The sequence below is a fragment of the Methylobacterium sp. Leaf102 genome, assembly GCF_001422425.1.
GTDB lineage: Bacteria > Pseudomonadota > Alphaproteobacteria > Rhizobiales > Beijerinckiaceae > Methylobacterium.
Map to the genome: position 1 here is coordinate 43,604 of NZ_LMMX01000003.1, position 22,544 is coordinate 66,147.

At 69.6% G+C, this 22,544-nt stretch carries 19 protein-coding genes; 7 read left to right on the plus strand and 12 right to left on the minus strand.

Going from position 1 to position 22,544, the window contains the following annotated elements; genetic code table 11:
* Nucleotides 1-91: 91 nt before the first annotated feature.
* Nucleotides 92-1,240 (minus strand): replication protein RepA, encoded by a 1,149-nt coding sequence (locus tag ASF27_RS04895; protein ID WP_056358183.1) that lies wholly within the window; start codon nt 1,238-1,240, stop codon nt 92-94.
* Between the two features lie 525 nt (nt 1,241-1,765).
* Here ASF27_RS04895 and mazG point away from each other — a divergent pair.
* Entirely contained in the window at nt 1,766-2,617 is an 852-nt protein-coding gene (gene mazG, locus ASF27_RS04900; RefSeq protein ID WP_056358186.1) for a nucleoside triphosphate pyrophosphohydrolase, read from the plus strand.
* A gap of 128 nt (nt 2,618-2,745) precedes the next feature.
* On the opposite strand, the gene ASF27_RS04905 is transcribed toward mazG, so the two are convergent.
* The 4 genes from ASF27_RS04905 to pabB are packed head-to-tail and all read right to left on the minus strand — an operon-like array spanning nt 2,746 to nt 5,966.
* Nucleotides 2,746-3,105: a DoxX family protein gene (locus tag ASF27_RS04905; protein WP_056358297.1), complete on the minus strand. Its 360-nt coding sequence runs from the start codon at nt 3,103-3,105 to the stop codon at nt 2,746-2,748.
* 41 nt (nt 3,106-3,146) lie between these two features.
* Nucleotides 3,147-3,965 carry an aminotransferase class IV gene (locus tag ASF27_RS04910; protein ID WP_056358190.1) on the minus strand — a complete coding sequence of 273 codons (819 nt, stop codon included), beginning with the start codon at nt 3,963-3,965 and terminating at the stop codon, nt 3,147-3,149.
* Nucleotides 3,952-4,575 (minus strand): aminodeoxychorismate/anthranilate synthase component II, encoded by a 624-nt coding sequence (locus ASF27_RS04915; protein ID WP_056303666.1) that lies wholly within the window; start codon nt 4,573-4,575, stop codon nt 3,952-3,954. Before ASF27_RS04915 ends, ASF27_RS04910 begins: the two co-directional genes overlap by 14 nt.
* A complete protein-coding gene (gene pabB / locus ASF27_RS04920) occupies nt 4,572-5,966 on the minus strand; it encodes an aminodeoxychorismate synthase component I (RefSeq protein ID WP_056358193.1) in 1,395 nt (464 codons plus the stop codon). The genes ASF27_RS04915 and pabB overlap by 4 nt, the downstream gene beginning before the upstream one ends.
* 242 nt (nt 5,967-6,208) lie before the next feature.
* Here pabB and rimO point away from each other — a divergent pair, with 242 nt between their 5' ends.
* The gene (rimO, locus tag ASF27_RS04925; protein ID WP_056358197.1) at nt 6,209-7,555 is read left to right on the plus strand and encodes a 30S ribosomal protein S12 methylthiotransferase RimO; all 1,347 of its coding nucleotides are present in this window, start codon (nt 6,209-6,211) and stop codon (nt 7,553-7,555) included.
* Here the strand turns inward: rimO and pncA are convergent.
* From pncA to ASF27_RS04940, 3 genes are all read right to left on the minus strand, one after another.
* On the minus strand, nt 7,537-8,172 hold the full coding sequence (gene pncA / locus ASF27_RS04930) for a bifunctional nicotinamidase/pyrazinamidase (RefSeq protein WP_056358200.1): 636 nt from the start codon (nt 8,170-8,172) through the stop codon (nt 7,537-7,539). The genes rimO and pncA overlap by 19 nt on opposite strands.
* Nucleotides 8,173-8,215: 43 nt before the next feature.
* Nucleotides 8,216-9,190, minus strand: a complete 975-nt coding sequence (locus ASF27_RS04935; RefSeq protein WP_056358204.1) for a quinone oxidoreductase — start codon at nt 9,188-9,190, stop codon at nt 8,216-8,218.
* Nucleotides 9,191-9,304: 114 nt separating this feature from the next.
* Nucleotides 9,305-10,696 carry a GntP family permease gene (locus tag ASF27_RS04940; protein WP_056358300.1) on the minus strand — a complete coding sequence of 464 codons (1,392 nt, stop codon included), beginning with the start codon at nt 10,694-10,696 and terminating at the stop codon, nt 9,305-9,307.
* Nucleotides 10,697-10,889: 193 nt separating this feature from the next.
* Here ASF27_RS04940 and ASF27_RS04945 point away from each other — a divergent pair, with 193 nt between their 5' ends.
* Nucleotides 10,890-12,113, plus strand: a complete 1,224-nt coding sequence (locus tag ASF27_RS04945) for an FAD-dependent monooxygenase (RefSeq protein ID WP_056358302.1) — start codon at nt 10,890-10,892, stop codon at nt 12,111-12,113.
* Nucleotides 12,114-12,116: 3 nt separating this feature from the next.
* Here ASF27_RS04945 and ASF27_RS04950 read toward each other — a convergent pair whose 3' ends face one another.
* Nucleotides 12,117-13,364 carry a patatin-like phospholipase family protein gene (locus ASF27_RS04950; protein ID WP_082478829.1) on the minus strand — a complete coding sequence of 416 codons (1,248 nt, stop codon included), beginning with the start codon at nt 13,362-13,364 and terminating at the stop codon, nt 12,117-12,119.
* A gap of 200 nt (nt 13,365-13,564) precedes the next feature.
* Between ASF27_RS04950 and ASF27_RS04955 the strand changes: the two genes are divergently transcribed.
* Entirely contained in the window at nt 13,565-14,617 is a 1,053-nt protein-coding gene (locus ASF27_RS04955) for a CoA ester lyase (RefSeq protein ID WP_056263906.1), read from the plus strand.
* Between the two features lie 68 nt (nt 14,618-14,685).
* On the plus strand, nt 14,686-15,039 hold the full coding sequence (gene hspQ / locus ASF27_RS04960) for a heat shock protein HspQ (RefSeq protein ID WP_056263904.1): 354 nt from the start codon (nt 14,686-14,688) through the stop codon (nt 15,037-15,039).
* 107 nt (nt 15,040-15,146) lie between these two features.
* Here hspQ and ASF27_RS04965 read toward each other — a convergent pair whose 3' ends face one another.
* Nucleotides 15,147-15,923 carry an invasion associated locus B family protein gene (locus tag ASF27_RS04965; protein ID WP_056167979.1) on the minus strand — a complete coding sequence of 259 codons (777 nt, stop codon included), beginning with the start codon at nt 15,921-15,923 and terminating at the stop codon, nt 15,147-15,149.
* 461 nt (nt 15,924-16,384) lie between these two features.
* Here ASF27_RS04965 and ASF27_RS04970 point away from each other — a divergent pair, with 461 nt between their 5' ends.
* Nucleotides 16,385-17,593: an AMP-binding protein gene (locus ASF27_RS04970; protein WP_244480928.1), complete on the plus strand. Its 1,209-nt coding sequence runs from the start codon at nt 16,385-16,387 to the stop codon at nt 17,591-17,593.
* 289 nt (nt 17,594-17,882) lie between these two features.
* Nucleotides 17,883-18,224: a hypothetical protein gene (locus ASF27_RS04975; protein WP_056167974.1), complete on the plus strand. Its 342-nt coding sequence runs from the start codon at nt 17,883-17,885 to the stop codon at nt 18,222-18,224.
* 127 nt (nt 18,225-18,351) lie between these two features.
* Here ASF27_RS04975 and mfd read toward each other — a convergent pair whose 3' ends face one another.
* Both mfd and ASF27_RS04985 read right to left on the minus strand, forming a co-directional pair.
* The gene (gene mfd / locus ASF27_RS04980; RefSeq protein ID WP_056358207.1) at nt 18,352-21,951 is read right to left on the minus strand and encodes a transcription-repair coupling factor; all 3,600 of its coding nucleotides are present in this window, start codon (nt 21,949-21,951) and stop codon (nt 18,352-18,354) included.
* A gap of 104 nt (nt 21,952-22,055) precedes the next feature.
* A complete protein-coding gene (locus ASF27_RS04985; RefSeq protein ID WP_056097355.1) occupies nt 22,056-22,349 on the minus strand; it encodes a succinate dehydrogenase assembly factor 2 in 294 nt (97 codons plus the stop codon).
* Between the last annotated feature and the right edge of the window lie 195 nt (nt 22,350-22,544).

Here is a 22,544-nt window from a genome sequence, read left to right on the forward strand (position 1 = left end):
TATTCTAATTAATCCCTGCCCGTAGGATTATCAGAATATTCCATGGAGACAAGAGAATGCGTATTATTCCCTGCCTTCCATCACCGACGCGTCAGGCCGCGACGGCCTTCCGGGCCGGCTTGCCGGCCCGCGGCGGAATCAGCAGGGCGCCGGCATCGGCCAGCTGGAGCAGCATGCCGTTGTCGTCCAGCCGGATCGGCAGCTTCGGGAACACCTCCTGCAGATGGGCGAGATCCGCCTTGAAGGCCTGCCGGAAGCTGCGGATGCTGGCATTGTCGGCGCCGAACTGCCTGTGCAGGTTGTCCCAGGTGAGCCGGAGGGGACGCTGGAGCGCGCGCAGGCGGTAGCCGACCCAGAACAGCAGATCGAGCTTGCGCGCGGAGCCCGAGAACGCCCGAGCCGCGCGGATGTCCACCGGCAGGGCGTGCTGGATCAGATTGTCGTAGAAATCCTGGTGGAACTGGACGCTTTTCTGCCAGACCACCCCGTCGGCGCCCTGCGGCAGCCACAGGTCGAGCTGGCGGAACGGCGGGACGTTGAGGGTGCTGGCGCTGCCGGCCCCGTCCCACAGGCCGATCTGCAGGGTGCAGGCGGCGAGCCGCGCCAGCTGCTCCTTGAACTGCCGGATGGTGCCGCGCTCGCCGCCGGTGACGGCGAATCCCATCTCCTTCATGAAGCCCGACAGGCTGTCGGCCACCGCGATGGTGGGGCTTCGCTGGCGCACGGCCTCGGTGCAGAGGTGCAGGAGCACGAGGCGAGCCTTGGGGCCGTAGGGCAGGCCCTGGAACTCCATCTCGCCGGTGGCGGGGTTCTTCAGGCGTCCGGCCAGGAGACTGAGGGAATTCTTGCCGTATTCCCGGAAGAATTCGCGGGCGTCGCCGGGGTCCCGGTAGGGCAGGCCGCAGAGCGCCAGCACCGAGTGGATGTGCTGGAGGTTCTCGGGCCCCGTGGGCTCGTTCTCGATGACCTCGCGCACGGCGTCGCGCCGGCGCTGGTCGCGCGCCATGGCCTGCCGCCGCCCGGCGACGGCCCCGCGGGCGGCGGCCTCGGCGTCCCGCGCCCGCTGCCGGTGCAAGATGGTCTCCGCGATGGTGGCGAACAGGAAGCCGCCACGCGCCACCTCGACCTCGGCCAGGAGATCGGCGTCGCGGATGCCCGCCAATGTGTCCTCGATCCCCAAAAGCCGCGATCCCGAACCCGTGCCGTCCGCGCCGATGCGGCGCCATGAGGACGGGACCATGCCCGATCCGGGGCACGGGAGTCTCACGGGCGGACGGCGTCATCCCGGCTATCCACCGGTCGGGACTCGTGAATTCGATCCTGCGGGTCGCGCGTCCGGACCGGGCGAGGGCGGCACGCAGAGTTCGATACGGGGTCGGTTTTCGAACTATCCCCGGAGTTCACCGGCCGGATCCGGTTTCCACGCCGAACCCAATACGCGGATGCGCCGAATCCCATACGCCCACCCCCGTTTCCCACGCAGAGTTCGATACGGACCGGCGCAGAGTTCGATACGAAACCACGCAGAGTTCGATACGCGAACAGGGCTCAACCCCTTCCGCGCATGCAGGTTTTCGACTCTCCATATAACCTGCATAACTGACTCTCTGAGAATCTCTTACTGATACCTTTCCTAAGGGGATCGGGCGCCGTTCGGTTTAACGAACACGCCGGGCAAAGGGGGTTTTTGGGGGACTTTTGAAGGGATGCACACCGCCTGTCCCGGATCTGTCCCCAGCCTCACCCCTCCCCGGCCGGATCGGCTATGGGTTCCTTCGCCCTCGCCGCAAACGTCCCGGAGTCTCCCTTGACCATCGACGCGCTCCTGACCCTGATGGCGGCCCTGCGCGACCCGGAGACGGGTTGCCCCTGGGACCTCGCCCAGACGCACGCCTCCATCGCACCCTACGCCGTGGAGGAGGCCCACGAGGTCGTGGACGCCGTCGAACGGGACGACGCGGCGGATCTGCGCGACGAGCTCGGCGACCTGCTGCTCCAGGTCGTGTTCCACGCCCGGATCGCCGAGGAGGCGGGGCGCTTCACCTTCGCGGACGTGGTGGACGCCATCGTCGCCAAGATGGTCCGGCGCCACCCGCACGTGTTCGCCCCCGATGGCGGCCCGGTACCGGCGGACTCATCCTTGCGCGATCCGGCGGCGGTGGAGCGGCAATGGGCGGCGATCAAGGCGGCCGAGCGGGCGGGGCGGCCGACGCGCGACCCGGGTCCCCTCGACGGCATCGCCCGCGCCCTGCCCGCCCTCAGCCGCGCGGAAAAACTCTCGGCCCGGGCGGCGACCTACGGCTTCGACTGGTCGGACCCGGCCGACGTCGTCGCCAAGGTCCGCGAGGAGACCGACGAGGTCGCCGACGCCATGCTCAACGGCACCCCGGCGGATGTGATCGAGGAGGTCGGCGATCTGCTGTTCTCGGTGGCCAACCTCGCCCGCCATCTCGGGATCGATCCGGAATATTCCCTACGCTCGGGGAATACGAAGTTCGAGCGGCGCTTCACCGCCATGGCGGCCCGCCTCACGGCCGACGGGAATACGCTGGGCGACGCGTCCCTAGACACCATGGAGGCCGCCTGGACGGCGGTGAAGCGAGCCGAGAAGAGGTGAGAAGTCAGGGTTCGAAGGGCTAGCCCTTCGCGGGTCCAGGGCGGAGCCCTGGAGGCCTTCGTCGGGCTCTGCCCGACACCCGCCGAAGGGGTGACCCCTTCGGAATCCCGGACACGGACGCCCTGCCCTCACCTGGTCCGGCGGGGCCAGTTGATCACGTGGGTGGCGTAGAGGGCCCACCAGACGAAGACCGGCTGAAACGCGAGGCGCGGCCCGTGATACCACCACGAATCAGGCAGGCCGGCGACGGGGATGCCCTCCACCGCGTGCTTGATGTTGGCCGGGAACACGCAGACGGCGTAGAGGGCGAGCCCGATGCCGGCCCAGCGCCGGGTCGGCGGCCAGATCAGGCCGGCGACGCCGGCGAGTTCGCAGAGGCCCGTGAGGATCACCACGCGGCGCGGGGCCGGCACCCAGTCCGGCATGATCGGCAGGAACGCGTCGGGGGCGGCGAGATGCACGATCCCGATGAAGCCGTAGGCCGCCATCAGGGCGAGGCGCAGCCACCAGCGGTGATCGCGCGGCCCGGTCACGCTTGCATGGCCGCGCGCAGGGCCTCGCTCAAGGCCGTGACGGCCGGATGCTCGGCAAACGCCGTCGCGCCGACGGCCCGCACGGGGGCCAGCCCGCGCAGGGAATTGGTGAGGAACACCGCCTCGGCGCCGAGGAAGTCCGGGAGTTCGAGGGGCCGCTCCTCGACCACGAGCCCGAGGCCCGGGGCCAATCCTAAAAGTTCGGCGCGGACGATGCCGGCGAGCACGCCCTCCGACAGGGGCGGGGTGACGAGGCGGGTGCCGAACACCGCGAACAGGTTGCCGGTGCCGGCGCAGGCGACGCGCCCGTGGGTGTTGCAGAACAGGGCCTCGTCGAACCCGGCCGCCTGCGCCTCCCCCGCCGCCAGCACGGCGTCGAGGTAGCTGAGCGTCTTCCAGCGCGCGGCCGGCGAGGTGTCGTTGCGGCGGATGTCCGTGGGATGCAGCGTCAGGGAGGCGAAGGGCAGGGCGGGCGGGAGCGGCGCCGCGCTCGCCCACAGGACCGGGCGCGGCTCGGCCGGGGGCGCGAGGCCGCGCGGTCCCGCGCCCCGGGTCACGGTAGTGCGGATCGCCGCCAGCTCCCCTGCCCCGTCGGCCACGGCCCGCATGGCTTGCGTGATGCGCGCCGGGTCGACGAAGAACCCGAGGGCCCGCGTGGCGGCGGCCAGACGCGCGACATGCGCGGCCTCGAACACGATGCGGCCGTCGCGGGCGAGCGCCGTGTCGAACACCCCGTCGCCCAGGGTCAGGCCCCGGTCGGCGAGGTCGAACTGGGCCGTCGGCCCCGCAATGAGGGCGCCGTCAAACCACGGCATGGGACCGCACCCGCTCCTGCCCCTCCCCCGCGCGCCAGGCGCGGGCCAACTCCAAAAAGTTGCCGAACAGGGCGTGGCCGTGCTCGGTCAGCACGGATTCCGGGTGGAACTGGATGCCCCAGGTCGGATGCTGCGTGTGGGACAGGGCCATCACCTCGCCCTCGGCCGAGACGGCGTCCACGGTGAGCGACCTTTCCATGCCGGGCTCCGGCGTGACGATGAGGGAATGGTAGCGTCCCACCTGCATCGGGCTCGGCAGGGCGGCGAACAGGCCTTGCCCCCTGTGGGTGATGGGGGTCGCCTGGCCATGGAGCGGCCGGCCTGCCCGTTCGACGCGACCGCCGAAGGCCGCCCCGATGGCCTGGTGGCCGAGGCAGACGCCGAGCAGGGGGATCGCGCCGGACAGCTCGCGGATGGCGGGGAGCGAGATGCCGGCCTCGGCGGGCGTGCAGGGGCCGGGCGAGATCACGATCGCCTCGGGGGCGAGCGCCCGGATGCCGGCGACATCGACGGCGTCGTTGCGCACCACCCGCACGGTCTGTCCGAGTTCCTCGAAGTACCGCACCACGTTGAAGACGAAGGAATCGTAATTGTCGATGACGAGGATCACGGCGCGCTCTCCCCGTCCGGCTCGAACGCCTGGAACACCCGCGCGGCCTTGGTCAGGGTCTCCTCGTATTCGCGGCCCGGGTCGGACAGCAGGGTGACGCCGCCGCCCGCCTGAAGCACGGCCGTGTGGCCCTCCATCACCACCGTGCGGATGGCGATGGAGGTGTCGAGGCTACCGTCGAAGCCCAGGGCCCCGATGGCGCCGCAATAGAGTTCGCGGGCGTCGCCCTCGATCTCGGTGATGATGTCCATGGCGCGCAGCTTCGGTGCTCCGGTGATGGAGCCGCCGGGGAAGGTCGCCTGGATCAGGTCGATGGCGTCCATCCCGTCCTTCAGGGTTCCGGTGACCACGGACACGAGATGGTGGACGGAGGCGTAGGATTCGAGCCCGCACAGGACCGGCACCCGCACGCTGTGCGGTTCGCAGATGCGCGAGAGGTCGTTGCGCAGGAGGTCGACGATCATGATGTTCTCGGCGCGCTCCTTGGGGTCGGCCTGGAGCGCGGCCCCCAGGCGCGCATCCTCCGCCAGGTCGGCGACGCGGCGCACCGTGCCCTTGATCGGGCGGGTCTCGATGTCCCGCCCCGAGAGCTTGAGGAAGCGCTCGGGGCTGCTCGAGGCGACGCGCAGGGTCTCGAAGGCGAGATAGGCGCCGAAGGTCGCCGGGTTGGTGGCGCGCAGGCGGCGGTAGAGACCGAGCGCATCGAAGCCCGCCGGCAGGCTGGCCTCGAAGCGCTGGGCGATGTTGGCCTGATAGATGTCTCCGGCGCGGATGTAGTCCCGCACCCGCTCCACCGCGGCCTCGTAGGCGCCCTTCGTGAAGTTGGAGTGCCAGACCAGGGGACCCTGCGCCGCCGGCTCGGGCGTCGGACGGGCGCCGGAGAGGTAATGCGCGAACAGGGCGAGGCGCGCCTGCGCCCGGGCCTGCCGGGCGGCGGGGTCTCGCTCGGGAAAGCCCGTGGCCATGAGCCGGCAGGTGCCGCTCTCGTGGTCGATGGTGAGCACCGTGTCGTAGAGGTTGAAGGCGATGTCGTCGCACAGGCCCGCGCGCCGGGCCGGGGCCGCCACCTGCTCCAGGCGTCCGCCGAGATCGTAGGCGAAGTAGCCGATGGCCCCGCCGGTGAAGCCCGGCTCGCCTGGCTCCGGGTCGATCCGATAGGGGGCGAGGCAGGCGCGCAGGGCGTCGAGGCCGGTGCCGGGCACGGGCGCGCCGTCCAGGGTGGCCTGACCGTCGCGATACCGGAACCGGGCGAACGGGTCCGCCGCCAGGGTCGAGGTCCGGCCAAGGGTCGGGTGATGCATGGCGCTGTCGAGGAAGGCGAGCCCCGGCAGGTGCGCCAGGGCTTCTGCCGCCGCGACGGGATCGACGAACGGGATGTCTGCGGTCCACATGATGATGGGGGCTTAGAGAGTCACGCGGCAATGGGATACCCGCCCTGCCCTGCGGCAAGGATTCCGGATTTTTCTGAGTTGGCACGCGCTTGGCCGCCGGGGAAGCGGTCGCGATGCATGGCGCGCCCGAAACGGTGAGGCTCGCAAGCCGGCCCGGATGCGGCTATAGAGTTGTCAACTCACCCGATTTCCTCGAATCACCGGCCGTTCGACACTCGTTCGACCGCGCCCGACGAGTGCCCATGACCGCTTCACCCCTGCTGCCGCCGGCGTCTTCGAAGGCCGCGCCCAAGATTTCGTTCGTGTCGCTGGGCTGCCCCAAGGCGCTGGTGGATTCCGAGCGCATCCTCACCCACCTGCGGGCGGAGGGCTACGAACTCGCCCGGCGCCACGACGGGGCGGATGTCGTCATCGTCAACACCTGCGGCTTCCTCGATTCGGCGAAGGCCGAATCGCTCTCGGCCATCGGCGAGGCCATGGCGGAGAACGGCCGGGTCATCGTCACCGGCTGCATGGGCGCGCAGCCCGAGGAAATTCGCAAGAAGTACCCGAACCTCTTGGCCGTCACCGGCCCGCAGGCCTACGAATCCGTGGTGGCGGCGGTGCACGAGGCAGTGCCCCCGGCCCACGACCCGTTCCTCGACCTCGTGCCGCCGCAGGGTGTGAAGCTCACCCCGCGCCACTACGCTTACCTCAAGATTTCAGAGGGTTGCAACAATCGCTGCACCTTCTGCATCATCCCGTCCCTGCGTGGCGACCTCGTCAGCCGACCTGCGGGCGACGTGCTGCGCGAGGCGGAAAAACTGGTCAAAGCCGGCGTCAAGGAACTGCTGGTGGTCTCGCAGGACACCTCCGCGTACGGCGTCGACATCCGCTACGCCACGAGCCCGTGGCAGGGCCGCGAGGTCCGGGCGAAGTTCTACGATCTCGCCGCCGAGCTCGGTGAGCTCGGGGCCTGGGTGCGGATGCACTACGTCTACCCCTACCCGCACGTGGACGACGTCATCCCCCTGATGGCCGAGGGCAAGATCCTGCCCTACCTCGACATGCCGCTGCAGCACGCTTCGCCGTCCGTCCTGAAGCGCATGCGCCGGCCGGGCAATCAGGAGAAGCAGCTCGAGCGCATCCGACGCTGGCGCGAGATCTGCCCGGATCTCGCCATTCGCTCGACCTTCATCGTCGGATTTCCCGGCGAGACCGAGGCCGAGTTCGAGGAGTTGCTCGCCTGGATCAAGGAAGCGAAGCTCGAGCGCGTCGGCTGCTTCGCCTACGAGCCGGTGGGCGGCGCGCTGGCCAACGATCTCGGCGCCGCCATCGCGCCGGAGGTCCAGGCCGATCGCAAGCGCCGGTTCATGGAAGCGCAGCAGACGGTCTCCGCCCGCCTGCAGAAGGCGCGCATCGGCAAGCGTCTGCCCGTGATCATCGATGCAGTCGCGGGCGGCGTCGCCAAGGGACGCTCGAAATACGACGCGCCGGAGATCGACGGGAACGTCCATGTGACCTCGCGCCGCCCGCTCCGCATCGGCGACATCGTCACCGTGAAGATCGAGCGGGCGGACGCCTACGATCTCTACGGCAGCGCGGTGTAGGCCGCGCTCTCGACGAAACCGACCCCGGCCGCCGCCATGGCGGCCATGGCGCGGGCGACCGAACCCTCGATGTCGATGCCCCTCACGGCATCGGTGACGACCACGGCCTTGAACCCCGCTGCGCGGGCATCGAGGGCAGTCCAGCCGACGCAGTAATCCGTGGCGAGGCCGCACACGACCACGCGGGTGAACCCGCGCTCGCGCAGGTAGCCGGCGAGCCCGGTGGGCGTGGTCCGGTCGGCTTCCAGGAACGCCGAGTAGCTGTCGACATGGCGGTGGTGCCCCTTGCGGATCACCAGTTCGGCGCGTTCGGCTCGAAGCCCGGGGGCGAGGACGGCACCGGCCGTTCCCCGCACGCAATGCTCCGGCCATAGCACCTGGCGGCCGTAGGGGAGCACCACGCTCTCGAACGCCGCCCGGCCCGGATGGCTGGTGGCGAAGGAGACGTGGCCCGGCGGGTGCCAGTCCTGGGTCACCACCACGTGGGCGAACCGGTCGATGAGGCGGTTGATCGGGGCGATCACCGCGTCGCCGTCCGGCACGGCGAGCGCCCCGCGGGCCAGGAAATCGACCTGCACGTCGACGACGAGGAGGATATCCGATGATCCGGGGATCACGGCGTCCTCCGATCCCGGGAGAACAGGATCCGAGTGGACAGGATCACGGGATCATCACCGTGGCACCCGTGGTCTTGCGACTGGCGAGATCACGGTGGACCTGGGGGGCGTCCGAGAGCTTCGCCTGGGCGTGGACGGGAATCGTCACCGCGCCGCTCGCCACCACGGAGAACAGGTTCTTGGCCATGGCGTCCAGGGTCTCGCGCTTGCCCGCATGGGCGAAGAGCGAGGGGCGGGTGGCGTAGAGCGAGCCTTTCTGGCCGAGGAGCGCGAGGCTGAAATCGTCCACGGGACCCGAGGCCGAGCCGAAACTCACGAAGAGACCCAGCGGGCTGATGCAGTCGAGGGACGCCGGGAAGGTGTCGCGGCCGACGCCATCGTAGACCACCGGCACGCCCTTGCCGCCGGTGATCTCCTTCACCCGGGCGGAAAAGTCCTCGTCGCGGTAGAGGATGACGTGGTCGCAGCCGTTGGCCCGCGCGAGTTCCGCCTTCTCGGCCGAACCCACGGTGCCGATGACGGTGGCGCCGAGGTGCTTGGCCCATTGGCAGGCGATGAGGCCGACGCCGCCGGCGGCGGCATGGAACAGGATCGTATCGCCGGCCTTCACCCGGTAGGTCCGGTGCAGGAGGTACTCGGCGGTGAGGCCCTTCAGCATCATCGCTGCAGCGGTGGTGTTCTCCACCCCGTCGGCGAGGTGCACGGCGGCGCTGGCCTGGATCACCACCTCCTCCGCATAGGTGCCGGCGGCCGAGCCGTAGGCCACGCGCTCGCCGGCCCGGAACTCGGTCACGCCCTCGCCCACCGACACCACGGTGCCAGCGCCCTCGTTGCCGGGGGTGAAGGGCAGTTGCGGCACCTTGTAGGCGCCCGAGCGGAAGTAGATGTCGATGAAGTTGACGCCGATGGCGCTCTGGCGGACGCGGATCTGCCCTGGGCCCGGCTCGGCCACCGTGACGTCCTCGTAGCGCATCACCTCGGGGCCGCCGTATTCGTGGACTCGGATCGCCTTCGGCATGGGGCTTAGCTCCTCGTGGTAGTCAGTTCAGAGCCGACATAGACGGTGTGCTGCGAAGGGCAATGGCGCATCGCCCCTGCCCGGCGGGTGAGCCGTTCGCGGAGCCCCTGCGCCTCATACGATCCCGGTGAGGTAGTAGATTCCGATCACCACGAACACGGCCGTCGTCTTGAGAACCGTGATGGCGAAGATGTCGGCGTAGGCCTGCCGATGGGTCAGTCCGGTGACGGAGAGAAGCGTGATCACGGCCCCGTTGTGAGGCAGCGTGTCCATGCCTCCGCTCGCCATGCTGGCCACCCGGTGCAGCACCTCCATGGGGATGCCGGCCCCTTGCGCCGCCGCGATGAAGGTGCCCGACATGGCTGCGAGCGCGATGCTCAAGCCGCCCGAGGCCGAACCGGTGATGCCGGCGAGCGCCGTCACGGTGACGGCCTCGTTCACCAGGGGGTTCGGGATCGCCGCCAGCGCCTCGCGGATGGCGAGGAAGCCCGGGAGTGCTGCGATGACCGCGCCGAAGCCGTACTCGGAGGCGGTGTTCATGGCGGCCAGTAGCGCACCCGCTACCGCCGCCCGGCTGCCCTCGGCGAAGCCCTGGGCGACGGGCTTCCAGGCGAAGGCCAGCACCGTGAGGATGCCGGCGAGCAGCGCCAGTTCCACCGCCCAGATAGCGGTAACGGACGCGATGGTCGTCACGATGGGCTTGTCGAGGCCGGCGAGCGCCGTCTCGACCTTGGACCCGTAGAGGCGCGGGATCGCTGCCGTGAAGGCGAGGTTCGCGAGCCCCACCACCACGAGCGGCAGGAGGGCGATGGCCGGGTGCGCCCGCGCGGCGACATCCATCACCGCCGGTTCGTTGGTGTGGCCGCTGCCGTAGCCCTCGCCCCTCCGCTTGGCCGCCGCGATGCGCGCATCCAGATAGGCGACGCCGATGACGAGGATGAAGGCCGCGCCGATGAGCCCGAGCCAGGGGGCCGCCCAGGTGGTGGTGTTGAAGAAGGTGGTCGGGATGATGTTCTGGATCTGCGGCGTGCCCGGCAGGGCGTCCATGGTGTAGGAGAACGCGCCGAGCGCGATGGTGCCGGGGATCAGGCGCTTCGGGATGTCGGAGAGGCGAAACGCTTCGGCCGCGAACGGGTAGACCGCGAACACCACGACGAAGAGCGAGACGCCCCCATAGGTGAGCAGGTTGCACACCAGAACGATGGAGAGGACGGCCCGCCTGGCGCCGACGACCTCGATCACCGCCGTGACGATGGAGCGCGAGAAGCCCGACATCTCGATGACCTTGCCGAACACGGCGCCCAGCAGGAACACGGGCAAGTACAGCTTCACGAAGCCGACCATCTTCTCCATGAACAGGCCGGAGAACACCGGCAGCACGGCGGAGGGATCGGTGAGCAGCACGGCCGCGAGCGCCGCGATGGGGGCGAACAGGATGACGCTGAAGCCGCGATAGGCCACCAGCATGAGGAAGCCGAGCGCGAAGAGCGCGATGGCGAGGTTCACGGGCATCTCCGGCGCGGGCGGACGGGTGTTCTCGCCCGGGATGCTAACCGGCGCTGTTTTCCCGCACCATCGCGTCCCTTGACCGATCCGGGCTCCTCCCTCTGTAAGGGGTGACGGATTGGCCGGTCTGTCCCACGTCGACACCTGCCTTCGATCCCCGCATCGGATGGGCCGTGCCCAGGAGAACAACCCCGTGGCCCCATCGCCTGATACCGTTTCGCGCGTGGGGGCCCCCTTCGCCGTGGCCGTCGTCGGCGCCGGGGCCGCCGGCCTCGGGGCCGCCCTGGCGCTCGCCCGCGACGGCATCCCCACCGCCCTCGTCGGCCGGCACGCGCCCGTGGCCGACGGGCGGACCGTGGCCCTCCTCGACGGGTCGGTGCGCTTCCTCAGGGCGCTCGGTGCCTGGGAGGGCATCGCTCCTCACGCGAGCCCGCTGGCCGAGCTCCACATCGTCGACGACACCGGCAGCTTGTTCCGGCCGCCCCCGGCCCGCTTCGTCGCGACCGAGATCGGCCTCGATGCCTTCGGCTGGAACGTCGAGAGCGCCCGGCTCGTCGAGAGCCTGCGGGCGCAGGCCCGGGGCATGGCCAACCTCACCCTGTTCGAGAGCGACGCGGCCGAGTTCCACGTGGGCGCGGAGGCCGCCGATCTCACCCTCGCGGACGGCACGCGCCTGTCCGCCCGCCTCGCGGTCGGGGCCGACGGTGCCCGGTCGAAGCTGCGGGCTGCCGCCGGTCTCGTCCCCCGGGAATGGTCCTACCCGCAGGCCGCCATCACCACGATCCTCGCCCACACCCGTCCGCACCGGGACGTCTCGACGGAGTTCCACACGCGGCAGGGGCCGTTCACCCTGGTTCCGCTGCCCGGTGGCCACCGCTCCAGCCTCGTTTGGGTGATGGACGACAGGCGGGCGCAGGCCATGGCGGCCCTCGACGAGGCCGGGCTCGCACGCGCCGTGGAGACCCAGGCGCAGGCGATGCTGGGGGCCATGCGGATCGACGGGCCGCGCGGCCTCGTCCCCATGCGTGGCCTCGCCCTGACGAGTCCGGTTTCCGCCCGCCTCGCCCTTGTCGGCGAGGCGGCCCATGTCTTCCCGCCCATCGGCGCGCAGGGCCTCAACCTCGGTCTGCGCGATGCGGCGGCCCTGCGGGACGCCGTCGTGGAGGCGGTGGGCGACGGACGCGACCCGGGCTCGCGGGCGGCACTGGCGGGGTTCGCCCGGGGTCGCAGTCGCGACGCGCGCCTGCGGACCCTGGCGGTGGACACCCTCAACCGAAGCCTGCTCACCGGCTTCCTGCCCGTGGACGCCCTGCGCGGCCTCGGGCTCCTCGCCATGACGACGATCGCACCCTTGCGCCGGATCGTCATGCGCGAGGGCGTGGTGCCGCGACTCGGTGCCCCGAGCTTGATGCGGTGACGTTCAGCGCCGGGCCAAATCCTTGACGGCGTGGCCCGAGGACGTGTGCTGCGGCTCCGTCGCCCCCGGTCGCGAGACCGTCGGGCGATCGGCGTCGATGCCCTCCCCGGTGAACGCCGTGCCGGCCCGTCCCAGGGCCTCGCCGTGGGCGAACAGCGCCCTCATGTAGGTCTGGTCGAAGGGCACCGTGCTCGTCCGGGTGAAGCGCCCGTCGATTTCGGCGACACGAAGGTCGAGGCCCGTGCGCTGGGCGAACCCCCGGCTGAGCGCGAGGGCGGCGCGGGTCTGCGCCTTGATCGCCGCCGACATGGACCGGCCGAGCACGCTCAGGGTGGTGCGCGAGGCCATCTGGAAGTGCGGCGCAAGCGTGTTGTTGATCACGAGGTAGACCCGGTGGGTCGGCAGGGCGACCGGGTCGGCGGAGAGCAGCGTCGCTTCGGGGGCGAGGTAGTACGGCGCCGTGGTCCCGCCGTCGTCGTGCATTTCCTGGATCGGCCTGGACCCTGCCATGGCCTGCACCATCACCGGCGGAAACACCCCCGGCACCGCCGAGGACGCGAGGATGATGTCCCGGAACAGGGCGAGGGCCTTCGGGCCGCCCGTCGCGGCGATGGCGCCCATGTCCCACAGCACCGGCCGCTCGGAATCCACCGCCGTGGTGGCGATGAGGAGACGCCGTCCCTTTGCGTGCTCGGCCGCGATGGCCTGAAGCAGCTTCGGGGTCACCGATTGGTCGATGCGCCGCTTGAGCGGCCAGGTGTCGGTCAGGGCTTCGTTGGTGCCGCCGAATTCGAAGACGTCGGCGGCCGAGATGTCCGTGTAGGCCTTGTGCAAGGCTTCATCGCCGCCCGACCCGACGAAGGCGAAGGGGGCGATCATCGCACCCGTGCTGACGCCCGTGATCACGCCGAAGCTCGGCCGGGTGCCGGCCTCGCTCCACCCCTTGAGGAGACCGGCCGCGAAGGCGCCGTTCTCGCCGCCGCCCGAGAACACCAGCCAGGGGTCGGCGACGGCCCGTGCGTCGTCGAGGAGCCGGGCGAAGGCGGCCGGATCGTCACCGGGGATGCGCAGGCCCGCGGGAAGTCCGTCGGGTCGCGCCGATGCGGCGTCCGCGGCGGTGAAGACGGTGCGTTCTGGGGGCCTGCCTCGCTCGGCGGCGGAACCCGGCTGTGGGAGGCCGAGACCGATGACGGCCGCGCACACGAGCGCCGTGGACCGGAGGCCGATACGGCTGATCGATGATCCGGACATGGGTCCGTCCTTCGTTCGTCGTCGAGGTGCCCGCCTCGTCCTCAGAACGTGAGGCGGCGGGTCTCGTTCCGGATGGTCCTCTCATCCCGGCCGCGTGGCAAATGGTTTGGTGTGTCCGCGCACCTTTACGACGGGGGCAGGCTTGAACTAACCGCTGGGGCGGGACCCCGACACACAAGAACACGGAGCCTGAGACGCCGATGAAATTGCCCCGCCGCTTCTTCCAGCCGCTCGCCACCGGCGCGCCCGCACCGTTCCGTGAGCTTCCGGTGAAGCTCGAGCGCATGATCCACTTCGTGCCGCCGCACAACGACAAGGTCCGCGCCCGCGTGCCCGAGCTTGCCGCCACCGTCGACGTGGTGCTGGGCAACCTCGAGGACGCCGTGCCCGTCGATCAGAAGGAGGCCGCGCGCAAGGGCTTCGTCGCCATGGCGCGGGCCACCGACTTCGCCGCGTCCGGCACCGGCCTGTGGACCCGCATCAATGCCCTGAACTCGCCTTGGATTCTCGACGACCTGTTCGAGATCGTCTCCCAGGTCGGCGACAAGCTCGACGTGGTGATGGTGCCCAAGGTCGAAGGGCCGTGGGACATCCACTACGTCGACCAGCTGCTCGCCCAGCTCGAGGCGAAGCACGGCGTGAAGAAGCCCATCCTCGTCCACGCCATCCTGGAGACGGCCGAGGGTGTGGCCAACGTCGATGCCATCGCCTCCGCCTCGCCGCGCATGCACGGCATGAGCCTCGGCCCCGCCGATCTCGCGGCGTCCCGCGGCATGAAGACCACCCGCGTCGGCGGCGGCCACCCGGATTACCGCGTCATTGCCGATCCGACTTCGGACGGCGCCGTCCGCGCCTCCGCCCAGCAGGATCTCTGGCACTACACGATTGCGAAAATGGTCGATGCCTGCATGGCCAACGGCCTCAAGGCCTTCTACGGCCCGTTCGGCGACTTCTCCGACGGGGACGCCTGCGAGGCTCAGTTCCGCAACGCCTTCCTCATGGGCTGCGCCGGGGCCTGGACACTGCACCCGAACCAGGTCGCCATCGCCAAGCGCGTGTTCGCGCCCGATCCGGCGGAGGTCGCCTTCGCGGTGCGCATCGTCGAGGCGATGCCCGACGGCACCGGCGCGGTGATGCTGGACGGCAAGATGCAGGACGACGCCACCTGGAAGCAGGCGAAGGTCATCGTCGATCTCGCCCGCCTCGTGGCCGACAAGGACCCGGAACTCGCCAAGACCTACGGTCTGACCTGAAGGCGTCGGTTGTCGTCGGCGGCATCGTCGCCGATGACAACCGCGGCGGGCCGGCTTATCTGACGGGGATGAGCGATACGATTTCCACCGCGCCCGAAATGAGAACCGCCAAGTTCGGCTTAGGCGCCGTGGTCCGGCACCGGATCTATCCGTTCCGCGGCATCGTGTTCGATGTCGATCCGGTGTTCGACAACACCGAGGAATGGTGGCTGGCGATTCCCGAGGAGGTTCGGCCGCGCAAGGACCAGCCGTTCTATCACCTGCTCGCCGAGAACGCCGAGAGCGAGTACGTCGCCTACGTCTCCGAGCAGAACCTTGTGCCGGATACCTCCGGCGAGGCCCTGCGCCACACCGGCATCGCCGAGGTGTTCGAGCGCGATGCGGAGGGCACCTACCGGATGCGGACGTCCCAGGCGAACTGACCGCAAGTTCGAAAGCCCCCGAAACGAGAAAGGCCGGGCGATCCTTCGCCCGGCCTTTCTCGTTTCGAATCCCAGTGGATCGCGGCGTGGCCGCGATCCGATCGCTCTCAGGGCTTGGGCGCGGCGGCTGGAGCCGGGGCAGCCGCACCACCGGTGGCGTTCTGCTGCTCGAGTTTCTTGCGCATGTCGTCGCTGCGCTTCTCCAGCTCGGACTGGAGCTTCTTCTGCTGCTCTTCCAGCACCTTCGGGTCGATGGCGGGGCCGTCGAAGGCCTTGCCGAAGCCGGCGAGCGGCACCGCGAAGGTGACCTCGCGCTGGGTCTGGTTCTGGACGCTGACGTTGAGGGTGGTGCCCTTCTTCATCGCGTTGACGACGTCGTTGCCGACGCCGCCGGCCTCGGCGAAGCAGCCATTGGGGAAGCAGACGGCGAACTTGCCCGGCGTGCCCTGCTGACCGTCGACGGTGAAGCGGATGCCCGGCTGCAGCAGCAGGCCCAGCGGCAGCAGGTAGCGGACCACGCGTACGTTCTGCTGGGCGTTCTTCATGTCGTAGACGGCGACGGCGAGGACCGGCTGGCCCTGATCGGAGACGAAGTCGCGGGTGGTGTAGCAAACGTCCGTTGCGCTCGCCTGGTCCTTGCCGCAGACCTTGGTCCACTCGGTCTGGGACGGCTCGGACTTCACGTTGACGGTTTGGGGACCGGTCTGCTGCTGCGCCATGCCGCCGCCCGCGGGAGCGGCCGGTGCCGTCGGGGCAGGGGCCGTCGGCGCAGGCGCGCCCGGCTTCGGCTTCGGAGCCTGCGCGAGGGCCGGTCCGGCAAGACCCGCCAGGGCAAGGAACGCGGCGATGCGCAGCGGGCGCGCGGGACGGTTGGCGAAGGACATCAGGTCTGGCCCCTTGGAATCTGGAAATCGACGGACTTGTATGGGAGGCGCGGCCGGGACGCGAGGTCCCGGTGGGCGTTTGGACGCGAAGCGACACGGTGACGACGGACTAGGACCCGCGCACCGGCTTGGCGGCCCAGCGCCGGCAGATCGGGTGTGTCCCGATCCCGCCTGAACGATTGCGCGCCTGCTTTCCTCAGGGAATGCGGCGAAGACATGACACCTGCCCCGTTCGGGCCGTTCGGGCAGGGCGGTTTAAGGCGCGCTTAACCCTAAGGGTTCATGAACGTGGGGCATCGGGAGTTCAAGCGCACGTGTCGGCGCAGCCAGCCATCTCATCCCCTTCACCGGGCTTCGCGACCGGCGCTGCCGCGCCGCGCGCTCCGGCCTCGCCCCGTCCCGCCCTGCTGAGCCTCCCGAGGTCCGCGGGCGATGCGACCGCCGCGCCGCGCGACCCCCTCTTGCGCGGCCAGCGCCTGTGCAGCCTGCTGGCCGCCACGGCCCATGCCCACCCGCAACGGATCGCCTTCGTCGATTCGCCGGATAAGCACCGCCGGAGTGGACGCCAATCCATCGTCTGGACCTACGCCGCCGCTGCCGAGATCGTGGCTCGCCTCGCCAACGGCCTCCGCGGCTGGCGGCTTCCGGCGGAGAGCCGGATCGGGATCGCCCTGCCGGACGCTATCGAGGGAGCCCTCGCCATCCTCGCGGTGGAAGCGGCCGGGCACGTTCCGGCCCTCCTGCCCGCAGCTCTGGACGAGGACGGCCTCGTCCTCGCCGTTCAGGCCGCCGGCATCAGCGCGGTCCTGACCCAGGCCCGCTTCGGCGCGACCCATCCGGCCGAGCGCCTGCGCCGGGTGGCCGCCCGGTATTTCGGCCTGCGCTACCTCGCCGCCTTCGGGCCGGACGTGCCCGACGGCGTCATCAACCTCGATGCCATGGTGCTCGACCAGTCCGGTGGCCCGTTCGCCCCGGGACCCGGCGGCTTGGTCAGCTTCGCCGGGGGCGATCCCGCCTGCCCGATCCACCGCAGCGCCGATGCCCTGGCGGCCGCCATCGCAGTGCATGGGATCACCGCCCGGATGGCGCCGGGCGAGCGTCTCCTCACACTCCTGCCCGGCAGCGACCTGCGCGGGCTCGTCACGGGTCTCGGTGCCGCCCTCGTGGCCGGCGCGACCTTCGAGGCGATGCCGATGTTCGAGGCGGCGGGATTCGCCGAGGCCCTGGCGCGCCCGGTGGCGACCCACCTCGTGGTGCCGGCGGCCTTGGAGGCCAACTTCGCCGCGAGCCACCTGCCTGCGACCCTTGCCAGTCTCGTACTCGTGCACCGCACGCCGAGCCGCTTCCCCCAGCGCCGCCTGTCCTCCCGTCCGGAGGCGGTTCCGGTGATCGATGTGGTCGCCTTCGAGGAGATCGCCCTGCTCACCGGCGCACGCCGTGACAACGATGTCACCCTCACGTTGGCGGCTCCCGAACGGGCCGATCCCCGGTCCATCCTGATGAGCCTGCGCCGCGACCCCGATGGCGCCCTCGCCTTTCGGGGACTCGCCTGTCACGCGGGGCCGCTGCAACGCGGCATTCCCCAACCGGATTTCGCGGATGGGTGGCTGCCCTCGCCGTTTCGCGTGCCCGTCGCCGGCAACCGTGCCATGGGCGTCGAGGATCACTGAGGCATCGCACGCGAGCGCGTCACCAAATCGATCGCGTCACGTCATAAAATCGAGATCAAGCCGGATCCAAGTCAATCGAATCAGCTGAATTTCAAAAATACCCTTTTGAGCAGTAGTTTGCCACGAGATCCGCAAGCCCCGCATGAAGGGCAGTTCTGGTTCGTTGCCGTCGGGCTCCCGTCCCATGATGTGAAAACCATGTTTTCATGTCGGCGAACCAATCGTCGCCGTGTGTGTTGTCACACGGGTCCCTTCCCAAGGGACGATGGATGGACTACCGCTGACGCTCATGGGTGCGCTGCAACAGGTTCTCGTTGTCGATGATGGCCGTCGGGCCATCGACCGATCGCTGGCTGCGGAGCTCGCGGAGCTCGGCTATGCCAGCGTCACCGCCTCCCTGGAGGCGGCACAGGACGTGCTCGCGGTTATCGCGCGCCCGGCTGCCATCCTGCTGCAGGTGTCTTCGCGCGATCCGGCCTATGCGTTGCTGTCCGAGCGCTTGCGCGAGCAGATGCGCCATGCCGGCATCCCGGTCATCGTCGTGGATGAGCTCATGGCCGGCCAAGCCGGAACCCGCATCGATCTGCAGAGCGAGATCGGCCCCTACGTGCTCAACGAGCCCGATCTCTAGAGGCCACCACAAAGCGGTCCGGGCGATTCGGTTCTGAGAAAGAATGTGAGCGTTCGCCCGTAAGTCCTTTAAAGAATTCACGGAATCAGGTTCGACGGGCGCGCTGCAAAGCGCGTCCGTTTCACGTTCAGGCCGCCTTCGCCTTCTTGACGCGTGCGATCTTCGACAATTCACGCAGGATCATGGTGGTGATCTTGAGGCGCTCGGGGATCGAGTCGAGGTCGCGGATGAACACGATGCTCATGTCCGGACGCACCTTGGCGAAGGACGCTTGGCCGGCGACGTAGGCGACGAGGCCCTGCGGGTTGGCGAACGACCGGTCGCGGAAATGCACCACGGCGCCCTTTGGGCCGGCCTCGACCTTCTCGACGTTGCAGTCGCGACACAGGATCTTGATGGTGACGATCTTGAGGAGCTGCTCCACCTCCGGCGGCAGCGGCCCGAACCGATCGATGAGTTCGGCGCCGAAGCTTTCCATCTCGGCATCGTTCTCGAGGGTCGAGAGCCGGCGGTAAAGGCCGAGCCGCACGGTGAGATCCTCGACGTAGTCCTCCGGGATGGTGACCGGGGCGCCCAGCGCGATGGTGGGCGACCAGGCCTCCTCCACCGGCTCCTCGATGCCGGCCTTGAGCGCGGTGACGGCATCCTCCAGCATCTGCTGGTAAAGCTCGTAGCCGACCTCCTTGATGTGTCCCGACTGGGCGTCACCCAGCAGATTGCCGGCGCCGCGGATGTCGAGGTCGTGAGAGGCGAGCTGGAAGCCGGCGCCCAAGGTGTCGAGGGTCTGGAGCACCTTCAGGCGCTTGTCGGCCTGCACCGTCAGGGTGCGGTTGGCCGGCGTCGTGAACAGCGCGTAGGCCCGGGCCTTGGCGCGCCCGACGCGGCCGCGCAGCTGGTACAGCTGGGCGAGGCCGAACATGTCGGCCCGGTGCACGATCAGCGTGTTGGCCGTCGGAATGTCGAGGCCGGATTCGACGATGGTCGTCGAGAGCAGAACATCGTACTTGCCCTCGTAGAACGCCGTCATCACGTCCTCGAGCTGGCCCGCCGCCATCTGGCCATGGGCGACCGCCACGGTCGTCTCGGGCATCTCGGTGTCGAGGAATTTCTTGACCTCGGCCAGATCCTCGATGCGTGGCACCACGTAGAACGACTGGCCGCCGCGATAGCGCTCGCGCAGCAGCGCCTCCCGGATCAGCAGGGGATCGAACGGCGTCACGGAGGTGCGCACGGCGAGGCGGTCCACCGGCGGCGTCGCGATGATGGAGAGTTCGCGGACCCCCGTCATGGCGAGCTGCAGGGTGCGGGGGATCGGCGTCGCCGAGAGGGTGAGCACGTGCACGTCGGCCTGGAGTGCCTTGAGGCGCTCCTTGTGGGCCACGCCGAAATGCTGCTCCTCGTCGACGATGATGAGGCCGAGATCCTTGAACGCCACGTTCTTGGCCAGCAGCGCGTGGGTGCCGATGACGATGTCGACGGTGCCGGCGGTGAGACCGTCGCGCACCCGCTTCATCTCGGTGTTGGAGACGAAGCGCGACATCTGGGCGACCTCGACGGGCAGGCCTTTGAAGCGCTCGGCGAAGGTCCGGTAGTGCTGGCGCGCCAGGAGCGTGGTGGGCACCACCACCGCCACCTGCTTGCCGCCCATGGCGCCGGCGAAGGCCGCACGCAGGGCCACCTCGGTCTTGCCGAAGCCGACGTCGCCGCACACCAGCCGGTCCATGGGCCGGCCCGCGTTGAGGTCGGTGAGCACCGCGTCGATGGCGTTGGCCTGGTCCTCGGTCTCGTTGAAGGCGAAGCGCGCCGCGAACTCGTCGGTGAGGCCTTCCGGCGCGTGCAGGCGCGGGGCCTGGCGCACGAAGCGCTCGGCCGCGACCCGGATGAGCTGGCCCGCCATCTCGAGGATGCGCTTCTTCATCTTGGCCTTGCGGGCCTGCCAGGCGCCGCCGCCGAGACGGTCGAGGGCGACCTCCGCATCCTCCGAGCCGTAGCGGGTCAGAAGCTCGATGTTCTCCACGGGCAGGAGCAGCAAGCCGCCCGCATACTGGATCTCGAGGCAATCGTGCGGGGCCCCCGCGGCCGTCACCGTCTTCAGGCCGACGAACCGGCCGATGCCGTGGTCGGCATGGACCACGAGGTCGCCGGCCTGGAGCGCCTGGACTTCGAGGATGATGTCCTGCGGGCGCTTGGCCTTGCGCTTCTGGCGCACCAGCCGGTCGCCGAGGATGTCGCCTTCCGAGATCACCGCGAGCTTGTCGACGGTAAAGCCGCTCTCCAGGCCCCACACCGCAACCGCCACGTCGGTGCCGCGCTTGAGTGCGTTCACCGCCGTCAGGGTGTTGATGGCGATGGGCTTCTTGAGCCCATGGTCGGAGAGCACGCTGCACAGGCGGTCGCGCGAGCCATCGGACCAGGATCCAAGGATCACGTGATGACCGGATCCCTGCAGGTCCTTGACGTGCGCCACCGCTGCATCGAACACGCTGGCCGATTCGTCGGCGCGCTCGGCCGCGAAGGTGCGGCCTTGCCGACCCTCGCAATCGATGGTCAGGCGCTCCGGGGTTTCCGGCATCGTGAAGGGCGAGAGCCGGGCGATCGCTGCCGCCGCCACCCGGTCGCGCCACTCGTTGGGCGTCAGGTACAGAGCCGAGGGCTTGAGGGGCTTGTAGGGCGCGACCCCCGGGGACGGGGCCTTCACCGCCTCGGCGCGGGCATCGTAATAGTCGCGGATCAGGGTGAGGCGCTCGGTGGCGGCCTCGTCGACCTGCGCGTCGAACACCAGGGGCACGCCGGCGACGTAGTCGAACAGGGTGTCGAGATGGTCGTAGAACAGCGGCATCCAGTGCTCGAGGCCGGCGTAGCGCCGGCCCTCGCTGATGGTCTCGTAGAGACGGTCGTCACGGGTCGCGGCACCGAAGCTTCCGATGTAGCCCTGGCGGAAGCGCCGGATCGTCTCCGTGGTGAGCTGGACCTCGCTCATGGGGACGAGGTCGAGGGAGCGCAGCTGCCCGATGGTGCGCTGGGTCTCGGGGTCGAAGGCGCGGATCGATTCGAGGGTGTCGCCGAAGAAGTCGAGGCGGATCGGGTTGGGCAGGCCGGGCGGCGACAGGTCGAGGATGCCGCCGCGCACGGCGTACTCGCCGGTGTCCCGCACCGTCCCCGTGCGCAAGAAGCCGTTGGCCTCGACCCAGGCGGTGACCTGATCCATGGGCACCACGTTGCCGATGGCGGCCGAGAAGGTCTCGACGGCGATCTTCTCTCTGGGCGGCACCTTCTGGATCAAAGCATTGACCGTGGTGCACAGGATGCGCGGCTGCTCCTCCGACGAGCGCGAGCGGGAGAGCCGCGACAGGGCGGTCATGCGCTGAGCCGCGATGGCGGCGTTGGGCGAGACGCGGTCGTAGGGCTGGCAGTCCCAGGCCGGGACGCTCATGGCCTCGATCTCGGGGGCGACGAACTTCAGGGCGTTGACGAAGGCCGCCGCGCGGCCGGAATCGCGCGCGACGTGGACGAGGACCGCCGGCCCCTCGACATCGCGGCTCAGCGCCCGGGCGAGATCGGCCACCACGACGGCATCGAACCCTTCCGGCACGTTGGCGAGCGTCGGGCTGTCGCCACGCTTGAGCGCCTCCAGCGCGCGGGCGAGGGGCCCGGATTTCGGCAGGGCGAAGCGCGCCACGGGGGGCTTCGGGGCGGGCGCGGGGGCTTTGGGTTGGGGTTTTGCCATCGGGTCGGGTGTCTGAACTCATTCGGTGGGCGAGGCGCAACGCGGCATCCCTCCCCGTAGGGGGGATCGAGGGCGTCGGACGGTCCCGTGCGGTCGCGCGGTGTCTAGTGAATCGGCGCGTCGTGCTTATGGAACGCCTTGAGGCGGCGGTACACGGGGGTATCGTAGTTCTGCGGCGTCTCGTCCTCGCCCGTGAGCCAGCGGAACAGGTCGCGGTCCGGCACCTCGATGAGCGCCTCGAACAGGGTCAGTTCCTCCTCCGTCAGGGTGCCGATCTCGGCATCGGCGAAGCGGCCCATGATGAGGTCCATCTCGCGGATGCCGCGATGCCAGGCGCGGAAGAGGGTGCGGCGGCGGCGTGGATCGAGGTCCGCGCTGGTGCGGGTGGTTCCGGACATGGGCTCGCCTGTGATGCTGTGATCCGGGGATGACGGGAACTCGGTATCAAGGGATCCCGGGATCGGAGGATCTTCGGACCTGGGCCGATGCGGCATCCGCGCCGGGACCAAGCCTTTCAGGACGTATATAGAGGCACCGCGTCGCGTCACCATCCCGCCCGGCGCATGCGCCAACCTCTTAAGGCCACCGCCTTA